The sequence below is a fragment of the Alicyclobacillus suci genome, from assembly GCF_017329615.1.
Lineage (GTDB): Bacteria > Bacillota > Bacilli > Alicyclobacillales > Alicyclobacillaceae > Alicyclobacillus > Alicyclobacillus suci.
The window spans coordinates 1-231 of record NZ_JAFMTW010000260.1 but is presented as its reverse complement, the minus strand read 5'-3'; the positions used below and the strand labels follow the sequence as shown (position 1 = coordinate 231).

At 51.9% G+C, this 231-nt stretch carries 1 pseudogene; it reads left to right on the top strand.

Features of this window, described 5'->3' with window-relative positions:
* A pseudogene (locus tag J3482_RS20645) lies at window positions 1–231 on the top strand (hypothetical protein); the annotation flags it as partial.

Genomic DNA, 231 nt, shown 5'->3' with positions numbered 1-231 from the left:
ACATGCCGAGACGCTCAAAGCGGAAATCGCGGAATACCTAAGCAACAGGCTGAAACTTCAGTTGTCGGCGGAAAAGACACTGGTGACGCATGCGGACAAAGGATTTGACTTCCTCGGGTTCAACATCCGACGATGGAAGCGGCAGGGGAAAGAGCGGGTTCTTGCGAAGCCGAGTCGTAAAGCGATTCAACGGTTTAGAAGTACCATGGCTAAGGATTCACGAGCATTCTG